This is a genomic window from Enterovibrio norvegicus, assembly GCF_002876705.1.
Lineage (GTDB): Bacteria > Pseudomonadota > Gammaproteobacteria > Enterobacterales > Vibrionaceae > Enterovibrio > Enterovibrio norvegicus_B.
In genome coordinates, this window is the sequence record NZ_MDAG01000010.1 from 131,779 (window position 1) to 142,203 (window position 10,425).

Sequence of the window (10,425 nt, forward strand, 5' to 3'; positions counted from 1 at the left end):
GTACGAGGTACGAGGTACGATTTTGGTAAACAGGTCAAAGCCGTCAACCTTTTCTTCCTTTTCTTTCCCTGCTCTATCTCTTACCTCAAAACTGCTTTTTTCTCGCCTCTCGACACTCGATTTCCCCCATAAAAAAATGGAGCCTTTCGGCTCCACTTTTTATTTCAGCATGCGTTACGGCATCGCGTCGAACTCTTCACCTTCTTTCTCCACAGGAGGAGGCGGAAGCAAGTGCTCGCGGGTAATACCCAACTTGAGTGCCAGTGCAGATGCAACGTAGATTGATGAGTAAGTACCCACGGTAATACCAATCAACAATGCTGCAGCGAAACCATGGATCATCGCGCCACCTTGAAGGAACAAGGCAATAACAACGAACAAAGTTGTACCAGAGGTGATCAATGTACGGCTCAAGGTCTGAGAAACAGAGGCGTTAATCACTTCGTCTGCATCACCCTTACGCATTTTACGGAAGTTCTCTCGAATGCGGTCAAACACAACGATGGTATCGTTCAATGAATAACCCACCACCGTCAGCAAGGCTGCCACGATGGTCAAATCAACTTCGATTTGGAAGAAAGAGAAAATACCGAGCGTAATGATAATATCGTGCGCCAAAGACATCACCGCACCCGCCGCAAGACGCCATTCGAAACGCACGGAGACGTACAGCAGAATACAGATCAGTGAAGCAAGAATAGCAAGACCACCCGCTTCCGTCAGTTCATCACCCACGTTAGGACCGACAAACTCAATACGACGCATTTCAACGGTTTCGCCTGTGCCTGCTTTGATGGCATCAAGGATTTGGTTGCCAAGCAACTCACCTTGAACATCATCGCGTGGACGCAAACGCACCATCACATCACGTGCAGTACCAAAGGTTTGAACCACTGCATCACCGAAGCCATTGGCCTCCAGTGATTCGCGGATCATCGGCAGGTTTGCAGGTTGCTCAAAACCAACTTCAATCAGCGTACCGCCAGTAAAGTCCAAACCCCAGTTCAACCATTTGGTTGATAGGCTCGCGAACGATGCCGCAATCATTAGCAAAGAGAAAATGAAAGCAGTCTTTGACCAACGCATGAAGTTAATCGACAGGTCGGCTTTTAAAATTTGAAACATTTTTATGCCTCCTTAAATCGATAACTTATCAATGCGCTTACCGCCGTACACAAGGTTAACCAGTGCACGGGTACCGATAATTGCGGTGAACATTGAGGTCAAAATACCGATAGACAGCGTCACGGCGAAGCCTTTCACTGCACCTGTACCAACAGAGAACAAAATGATCGCTGTGATAAGGGTAGTGATGTTGGCATCGGCAATGGTGCTGAATGCATTCGCGTATCCCTGATGGATCGCTTGCTGCGGATTTCGCCCTTCGGCTAGCTCTTCACGTATCCGCTCGAATATCAGTACGTTGGCATCAATTGCCATACCGACGGTCAACACGATACCTGCAATACCTGGCAAGGTCATGGTTGCGCCCGGGATCATCGACATGATACCGATGATAAGCACGATGTTGGCAAACAACGCACAGTTCGCAAAGATGCCGAATTTACGGTAGTAGATAAGCGTAAAGATCATGACCGCAACCAAACCCCAAATACAGGCTTTAATACCCATATCGATGTTCTGTTGACCCATAGATGGACCAATGGTGCGCTCTTCAACAATCGAGATAGGGGCAATCAATGCACCCGCACGAAGCAACAACGCAAGGTTTTGCGCTTCTGATTGTGAATCAATCCCCGTGATACGGAAATTACGACCCAGCGCCGTTTGAATAGTCGCTTGGTTAATCACTTCTTCATGTTTAGAAAGAATGATTTTGCCGTTTTCGTCACGTTTGCCGCTGTCTTTGTATTCAGCAAACACCGTCGCCATTAGCTTGCCGACGTTGTTCTTACTGAACGCCGCCATCTTGCTACCACCGTCGCTATCTAGCGAGATGTTCACTTGAGGACGGTTGTATTCATCAGCGCTAGAACTTGCATCGGTGATGCTTGAACCGCCAAGAATCACGCGCTTTTTCAGAACGACAGGGCGGCCATCGCGATCTGTTTTGATTTCACTACCCGGTGGCACTCGGCCAGCCGCTGCGGCAGCAAGATCGGCACTGTCATCCACTTCGCGGAACTCAAGGGTTGCTGTTGCGCCCAAGATTTCTTTTGCACGTGCAGTATCTTGAACACCAGGAAGCTCAACAACGATCCGGCTTGCACCTTGACGTTGAACCAATGGCTCAGCAACACCCAGCTCATTCACACGGTTACGAAGAATCGTGATGTTCTGGCTAACGGCGTAGTTACGGATCTCAAGCAAACGCTCTTCAGTGAATTTACCTGAAACAGCAAAACGGCTGCTATCCGTGGTAAACACCATATCAGGGTGTAGTGTCTCAAGTTCCGCTTCTGCCGCTTCCATGTCCGCTTCATTACGGAACATCACTTCAACGTTATCATCACTGCCAACGCGAAGACCACGGTAACGGATTTTCGCTTCACGCAGTTCGGTACGGAATGTCTCTTCCTGTTGAGTGAGTAGCTTTTCCATTGCTGCGTCCATGTCCACTTCCATCAAGAAGTGCACGCCGCCGCGAAGGTCAAGACCCAGTTTCATAGGATTCGCACCAATGGCTTCAAGCCATGATGGCGTTGCTGGCGCAAGGTTGAGAGCAACAATTAACCCTTCGTCGAGCGATTCGCTTAGCGCGTCACGTCCTGCGATTTGGTTATCAGTGTCGGAGAAGCGTACCAGTACTGTGCCGTTTTCTAGCGCAATGGTGTTGAAAGGAAGCTTTTCTTTTTCGAGGGTAGCTTTTACGGTATCCAGAGTTGAGATATCAACCGAGGCGCCACGCGCCCCAGTGATTTGAACCGCTGGATCTTCACCGTAAATATTGGGAAGTGCATAGAGTGCGCCGACGAAAATCACCAACGCAACCATAATGTACTTCCACAAAGGATAACGGTTTAGCACTGCTATGATCCTTTATGGTTAGGGGCTTATAGCGACTTAATCGTGCCTTTAGGCAGAACAGCAGTCACAAAATCCTTTTTGATAGTTACTTCGTTGTTGTCGTTCAGAGCAATAACAATGAAATCGTTGTCTTCTGAAATCTTAGTGATTTTACCAACAAGGCCACCGCCCGTTAGCACTTCATCACCTTTACCCATCGACGACATCAGGTTCTTGTGGTCTTTCACACGTTTTGCCTGCGGACGATAAATCATGAAGTAGAAAATTACGGCAAACAGGCCAAGCATAATAAATAGCTGATAAGGGTTACTCTGCGGTGCGCCTTCTGCTGCTGCATGAGCTTGTGAAATAAACATTCAGTCACGTCCTCGTAGTATCAATTTGAACATTTTTATTTAGATCAGTGCCTCTTTAAAAGAACCTTTAAAGAGGCACAAAGACCTTAGTCTTCTTTCAGCGGTGGCACGTCTTGGCCACGGCGTGCGTAGAATTCTGTCACGAAGGTTTCTAATCTACCTTCGTCAATAGCGTTACGCAAACTCTCCATCAGGCGCTGGTAATAACGCAGGTTGTGGATCGTGTTAAGGCGTGCACCCAGAATTTCATTACAGCGATCAAGATGATGCAGATACGCCTTGCTGTAGTTGCGGCAAGTGTAACAGTCACACTGTGGATCCAGTGCAGTTGTGTCACTTTTATGCGTCGCATTACGGATCTTGATCACACCACCAGTCACAAACAGGTGGCCGTTACGTGCGTTACGCGTAGGCATTACGCAGTCAAACATGTCGATACCGCGGCGAACACCTTCCACCAAGTCTTCAGGTTTGCCCACGCCCATCAGGTAACGTGGCTTATCTTCAGGCAGTTTTGGACAGGTATGTTCCAGAACGCGATGCATGTCTTCTTTTGGCTCACCAACGGCTAAACCACCGACAGCATAGCCATCAAAACCGATGTTTGTTAGGCCTTCAACAGACACATCACGCAGGTCTTCGTAAACAGAACCTTGAATGATACCGAACAACGCGTTTTTGTTTTCCATCTTATCGAAATGGTTACGGCTACGTTGTGCCCAACGTAGGCTCATTTCCATCGATTTTTTCGCTTCATCGTGTGTCGCAGGGTATGGCGTACACTCGTCGAAAATCATCACGATGTCAGAGCCCAAATCGTATTGGATTTCCATCGACTTTTCCGCATCCATAAAGACGCGATCGCCATTCACAGGGTTGCGGAAATGCACACCTTCTTCGGTGATTTTACGGGTTTTACCCAAGCTGAATACTTGGAAACCGCCTGAATCTGTCAGGATAGGACCTTGCCAATGCATAAAATCGTGCAAATCGCCGTGTGCGCGCATCACTTCTTGGCCAGGACGCAACCAAAGGTGGAACGTGTTACCCAGCAAAATTTCAGCGCCGGTTTCCGCCACTTCTTCTGGCGTCATACCTTTAACCGTACCGTAAGTACCCACAGGCATGAATGCAGGGGTCTCAACAGTACCTCGTTCGAAAGTCAGACGACCACGGCGAGCGCGGCCTTCTTTTTTAAGCAGTTCGTATTTCACAATACCTCCGAAATGCCAGAGAAACAGTCTGGCGCTATGGTGCCAATAAGGGACATCCTCATCGCACTGAGACAAAACTGGCCGTCAACTTATAGGCTGACAGCCAGTAGAATAGATTTAATACAGCGACAGATTATAACGCAGTCTGACGTGTTACAAACATCGCATCGCCGTAACTAAAGAAACGGTAGTCGTTTTCAACCGCTTGCTGATAAGCATTCATTACATGGTCATAGCCCGCAAACGAAGACACCAACATGATTAAGGTTGATTCAGGAAGGTGGAAGTTGGTCACCAACGCATCAATCAGATTCCACTCATACCCTGGGTAGATGAAAATTTTGGTGTCTTGGAAGAAAGGCTTTAGTTCAGTGCCTTGTTCTTTTGCGCTTTGTGCAGCACTTTCCAGTGAACGCACAGACGTGGTGCCTACGGCGATAACACGGTTGCCACGCGCTTTTGCCGCGTTAACCGCATCAACCACCTCTTGCGATACTTCTGCGTATTCCGCATGCATTATATGATCATCAATGCTATCCACACGGACTGGTTGGAAAGTACCCGCGCCCACGTGCAAGGTCACAAACGCCATTTCCACGCCTTTGGCTTTTAGCGCAGCAAGCATGTTCTCATCGAAATGCAAACCTGCCGTTGGCGCAGCGACGGCACCCGGCTTTTCGTTATAAACCGTTTGATAACGCTCTTTGTCTGAATCTTCATCAGGGCGATCGATATAAGGCGGCAATGGCATGTGGCCGACTTGGTTCAGAATATCTAAAACAGCTTGCTCGCCGCAGAACCGGATCTCAAACAAGGCATCGTGACGCGCAACCATTTCGGCTTCGAACTCGTCATTTTCACCGAGGAACAATTGCGTACCCGGTTTTGGCGGCTTAGACGCACGGACATGTGCAAGGATCGTCTTTTCATCCAGCATGCGCTCCACCAGCATTTCGATCTTGCCGCCAGACGCTTTGCGACCATAAACGCGCGCAGGGATCACTCGGGTGTTGTTAAACACCATCAAGTCTCCAGGCTCAACAAGATCAAGCACATCCGTGAACTGCTTATGGCTAAGCTCACCGGAGTTACCGTCAAGTTGCAGTAGGCGACTGGACGTACGATCTGGCTGCGGATAACGCGCAATCAGAGAATCTGGAAGGTCAAAATGAAAATCGGATACTTGCATTGAAAAAGCCCCATTCTGTAGCAGCCCGCTAGTATAGGCGGAAGCGCTGCAATATCAAGCAGGATGGGGCTCGCTCACTGCATTTAAGCAGAGACAATTTGTCAGAAATTATGAAAGGTGTAAACGTCGACGCATTATGAAGAGCCCAAGCGCGATAAATGATAGCCAGCCTACAGTTCCACCGCCACCACCGCCGCCTAATGCAACGCTGTTGCCCTCCGCCATCTTGGCGTTAATCCAGCTCAGATAGGTTGAAACTTGTGTAAAGCCGTCTTCATAGAACTGACTTCCACATTGATACTTGTAGCCAAAGCTCACAACCCCGGCCAGACGTTTGCCTTCGTCGCTGTCCGAGACACGGTTAGGGTTTTGCCATACGAGAGGGCCGCCTGAATCTCCAGAACATGCACCCGCTGCTTGCGTGTTGTTCGCACAAATAATTGAGTTGGCAAATGCCGAATTAAATTGGTAATTCGAGTCATAATTCCAACCGCAGCTCGAATCAGAAACGCCGGTCATCGACACGCCTTTCAACAGGATGGTTTCACTGACGCCATCACTGCTCGTTGCTCCCCAGCCAGAAACAAAAAAGTTATTTGGTGTTGAAATCCCCATTTCTGTTTCTAACGCGCTCTGCTCTGATGCAGAGATTAACGAGATTGATTGAGCATTTGAGGGAAGGGAACCACTTAATTTGAGCAGGGCTATATCAGCAAAAAATGACTTATCATCATAGTCTTCATGAATAAACATCGCTGATACTTGGATGGGTTCACCATCCAGCCAGACCTCGTTTCCCGCGAAAACCGTCAGCTCCTGAGCTGAAAACTTGGTCAGGCAATGGGCCGCCGTTAGAACGTAATTATCAGCAATGATCGCACCGCCACAGTACCCAGATAAAATGCCGTTAGATGCATGAACCAGCACTTGCCAAGGCGCTTGATCAATCGTTAGGTAATCACCACCCACAATTCGAGGCGCACGCTCACTATGCTGTTCGGGTTCTTGTGCTGCTGAAGCAGTAGAAATAATCCCCATGACGACTGTCGAAACTACGGCAATCCATTTCGATATTTTCATCAATATCTCTCCCAACGTAATTTGGTTAGTTCGGAGGCAATGTATCGAATTGGTTACAGAGTTGTTGTGTTTATTGGCACTTTACCGAGGGATATCTCATTTCGAGAATTGGCTGACCTAGGGTGGCCAGCCAAGACAAATATTAGGGTATTAGGAAAGGAATCGACGTCTTGAGTAAATGCTAAACCCTAGTGAAGAGCTCAACAGTAGCAAAGCGTATAAAGAAACAGAGCCACCGCCGCCGCCATCACCAAGAGGAGAGTACGTTCTTGACGCATCAAAAATATCGGCATCAAAGCTTACATTCGGATTTGAATAACCACCATTCATGTTATCGCTGATCCAATCTCGATATGTATTGAGCTGTGTAAAACCATCTTCAACATCGGTAAGCGCACACCCTCGAATACTACTAAAACTCACAAGGCCGACTAAACGATACCCTCTATCTGCATCTGATGCGTTAGAAGGGGCTTGCCACACCAACGGGCCGCCAGAATCTCCAGAACAAACCCCCGTTGAAACAAGCGGGTCGTTTCCACAAATATACGCATCGGCAGCTGCTTGAATTAATACACCATTGCTATTAGTCCAACCACAGGAATTGTCAGAGACACCATCCAGATACGTTCTTTTTAAATATCGACTGACATTGCCATCTGTAGACGTTTCTCCCCAGCCTGACACATAGAGATTTTGGTCTTCAGCGAGCGCAAATTCTGCGTCCAAATTACCTTGGTCATCAGAATCAACAAGCTGGATAGGCTTTGCATTTGAAGGCAGCGCACCAGCAAGCTGAATTAACGCAACGTCAGCTGTTAACGTGCTGCTGTTATAGTTTGGATTTGTGACTACTGAGGCAACCGCTATTCCATTGCCATCCGCCAAGTTAAGATCTTCAATCCCAGCGTAGACCGTTATATTTGAAGCGCTCGCCCTTTCCACACAGTGCGCGGCGGTAAGAACGTAACCACTAGATATGATAGCCCCTCCACATAGCGCACCATTAAGATCTAAAACGACTTGCCAAGGCGCGTCACTGATGGGAGCAAAGCCGCCTCCAACGATACGCGGTGATTTTTCAGCACCTTCGGTTGCAGCCATCGCCGTCATTGGCGAAATCGCAGTCGCGAGAGACACTACAGCCATCCATTGCTTTATTCTCATATTGAACCCTTACCACTGAGTTGTTTTCAGGGTAACAGTATCTTAATACTTGCTCCGCTATCAGTAGCTGTAGTGTCTGAAAACACCCGCTGTCTTAATAAGCACTCAAATTCTCTCTTTAAAGACAATAAAGCGCCTGGTGATTGCAGCCCGTAGCATCAAAAACAACAGCATGAAGAAGGAGGTCGTATAAGAAAGCCCGCCTCCCCCTCCTCCACCCGACACCGTGTTCGACGAAGAGTTTACGCAGTTTCCCGCTTGGCAGGCACCAATCCAATCGGTGTAATTGGACACTTGCGTGTAGACGTCAGGGAAGGTGCTGGACGCACATTGGGCGTTCACGCCAAAACTGACGATGCCCACCAGCGTAGCGCCGTTATCTGCATCAGCGGCGCGGTTTGGATCCATCCAAATCAGCGGGCCGCCGGAATCACCGTTACAGGCACCGACATTGCTTTCTTGTGCGCAGAAGAACTTGTTTTGGTAGTTAGAGACGCCAGACACTGTCGACCCCCATGCACTTGCACATGTCGAATCTAATACAGTTGATAATGATGCAATTTGTAGCGTACTCGTTGACGTTGTTCGGCCGGTATCGGTGAAGCCCCAGCCTGACAGCCTGAGATCACCCAATCCTTGGTTGCCGGTGGCATCAACCCGAGATTGAACACTGGTATCAGCCAACAACACGCTTGAAGCATTCGCATGCACACTCGAAGACAATTTCACCAGTGCGATATCGTTCTCTAGCGAGTCTTTGCTATAACCACCATGCACATACACTGCATCAACCTCTGACAGGAAATCAGAAAAGTTTGCACCGAAGGTTTCAGCCGTTCCAGTGTAAACCGTTACCGATGATGCAGACGCCAGCGAGAAAGGGTCATCAGATCCCGCGGTATCTAAACAGTGTGCCGCAGTCAGGATCCAAAAATCCGAGATGACAACACCACCGCAAAAGTTGTTACCGATCCTTACAAAGGCTTGCCAAGGCGCTTGTGAAATCGTGGCATCACTGCCACCGACGACGCGCGCTTCTTTCTCAGCGGCAAATGAAAATGACGACAAACTCATTGCCGCAACAATCAGGTATTTTCCCCACATAATATGTATCCCTCAAACCAGCTTTCTTTCCCCTGAAAACTGTGTTTTCAGCGCATTCGCTACTGCTTGATGAGAATGTGAGTATCGAGACAACTGCCAGACAGATCTTTGAATACCGTCACCTTTACCTTGTCGGGTTTTCTCTACACTCAACAAGTAACCCTCATTTTATTATGTCTTTAAGGAGGTCATATGTTGACGGTTAACGAGATGATGACACCCGAACCCATTACTCTCACTTCTAAGCATACGATATATGACGCAAAACGCCTGATGGAATCCAAGCGAATTCGACATATACCGATAGTTTCAGCAGACAACACACTGCGTGGTTTAGTCACACAACGCGATGTGTTATCAGCGCAAAGTTCTAGCTTAGAGAAAGCCATTGGCGAGCTCGATCCAATGCATGCCCCGCTTGAGTGCTTTACGCGCAAGGAGATCTGCACCGTCTCTTCGTACGGTGGCTTAAAAGAAGCCGCACTTTATATGCAACAGCATAAATTCGGCTGTTTACCTGTGGTAGATGACAACAGATTGGTCGGCATTATCACAGACACCGACTTTGTCGCCATCGCCATCAACCTTCTTGAAATTCAAGAAGAAACAGAGCCGATGGAAGAGGAAGAAGAAATCGTCGCCTAGATTTAGGTCTATGAATCCCGCGCGCAATCTGGTCAGATGCTCCTTTGCCTTAGCAAAAGTGACGGTTAGGAGGCGGATTGAATTACCTTGCGCATTTACACGTAGCAACACAATGCGACAGCCAATTAATGGGAAACTTGCTGGCTGACTTTGTAAAAGGCAGACCAGATAATCAGTTCTCCCCCCAAACAGTGGAAGGCATCTATTTGCATCGTTTCGTCGATAGCACGATTGATGCCTTACCGGAGATTAAAACCTGTCGCCAGCGCTTCCCATCCGCACTTTATCGATACAGCGCGATTGCGCTCGACGTATTTTGGGATCACGCTTTAATCCAACATTGGGATCGCTTCTCGGACGTTTCCTTTGCCCAATTTGTCGAACATGCCGAATCCGAATGCCAACGCGCAGTGAAGGATGAGCCTTTCCCCCTCCCCGAACGTTTTCTGACGCTGTCTTCACGCATGTGGCAAGAGCAGTGGATCCCCTCTTACGCCCACGCCGAAACGCTTCAACATGTTCTAAGCCGCATGTCGACCCGAAGCCCGAGAATGGCACCACTAGCTGACACTGCACCCGTGCTATTGAAACATTACGACGCATTTATCGACGCGTTCCCTGCTATTTATGAGCAAGTACTGGACGCTGCGAAGAAGAAGGGTTGAGATTGCGAGATTGCGAG

At 48.4% G+C, this 10,425-nt stretch carries 10 protein-coding genes; 2 read left to right on the plus strand and 8 right to left on the minus strand.

Annotated elements, in window-relative coordinates; genetic code table 11:
* Positions 1–174: 174 nt before the first annotated feature.
* The 8 genes from secF to BCT27_RS06555 form a co-directional block, all read right to left on the minus strand.
* Complete coding sequence (gene secF, locus BCT27_RS06520; protein WP_102317531.1) at positions 175–1,125, minus strand: protein translocase subunit SecF; 951 nt, start codon at positions 1,123–1,125, stop codon at positions 175–177.
* Between the two features lie 12 nt (positions 1,126–1,137).
* Positions 1,138–2,988 carry a protein translocase subunit SecD gene (secD, locus tag BCT27_RS06525; protein WP_102395353.1) on the minus strand — a complete coding sequence of 617 codons (1,851 nt, stop codon included), beginning with the start codon at positions 2,986–2,988 and terminating at the stop codon, positions 1,138–1,140.
* 26 nt (positions 2,989–3,014) lie between these two features.
* A complete protein-coding gene (gene yajC / locus BCT27_RS06530; RefSeq protein ID WP_102395354.1) occupies positions 3,015–3,344 on the minus strand; it encodes a preprotein translocase subunit YajC in 330 nt (109 codons plus the stop codon).
* An 86-nt stretch (positions 3,345–3,430) separates the two neighbouring features.
* A complete protein-coding gene (tgt, locus tag BCT27_RS06535) occupies positions 3,431–4,558 on the minus strand; it encodes a tRNA guanosine(34) transglycosylase Tgt (RefSeq protein ID WP_102317529.1) in 1,128 nt (375 codons plus the stop codon).
* A gap of 133 nt (positions 4,559–4,691) precedes the next feature.
* A complete protein-coding gene (queA, locus tag BCT27_RS06540; protein WP_102317528.1) occupies positions 4,692–5,747 on the minus strand; it encodes a tRNA preQ1(34) S-adenosylmethionine ribosyltransferase-isomerase QueA in 1,056 nt (351 codons plus the stop codon).
* Between the two features lie 108 nt (positions 5,748–5,855).
* Complete coding sequence (locus BCT27_RS06545) at positions 5,856–6,827, minus strand: S1 family peptidase (protein ID WP_102395355.1); 972 nt, start codon at positions 6,825–6,827, stop codon at positions 5,856–5,858.
* 150 nt (positions 6,828–6,977) lie between these two features.
* A complete protein-coding gene (locus BCT27_RS06550; protein ID WP_102395356.1) occupies positions 6,978–7,994 on the minus strand; it encodes a S1 family peptidase in 1,017 nt (338 codons plus the stop codon).
* A gap of 105 nt (positions 7,995–8,099) precedes the next feature.
* Entirely contained in the window at positions 8,100–9,098 is a 999-nt protein-coding gene (locus BCT27_RS06555; RefSeq protein ID WP_102395357.1) for a S1 family serine peptidase, read from the minus strand.
* 192 nt (positions 9,099–9,290) lie between these two features.
* Between BCT27_RS06555 and BCT27_RS06560 the strand changes: the two genes are divergently transcribed.
* Entirely contained in the window at positions 9,291–9,743 is a 453-nt protein-coding gene (locus BCT27_RS06560; protein WP_102389646.1) for a CBS domain-containing protein, read from the plus strand.
* 77 nt (positions 9,744–9,820) lie between these two features.
* Entirely contained in the window at positions 9,821–10,408 is a 588-nt protein-coding gene (locus BCT27_RS06565) for an acyl carrier protein phosphodiesterase (protein ID WP_102395358.1), read from the plus strand.
* Positions 10,409–10,425: the final 17 nt, after the last annotated feature.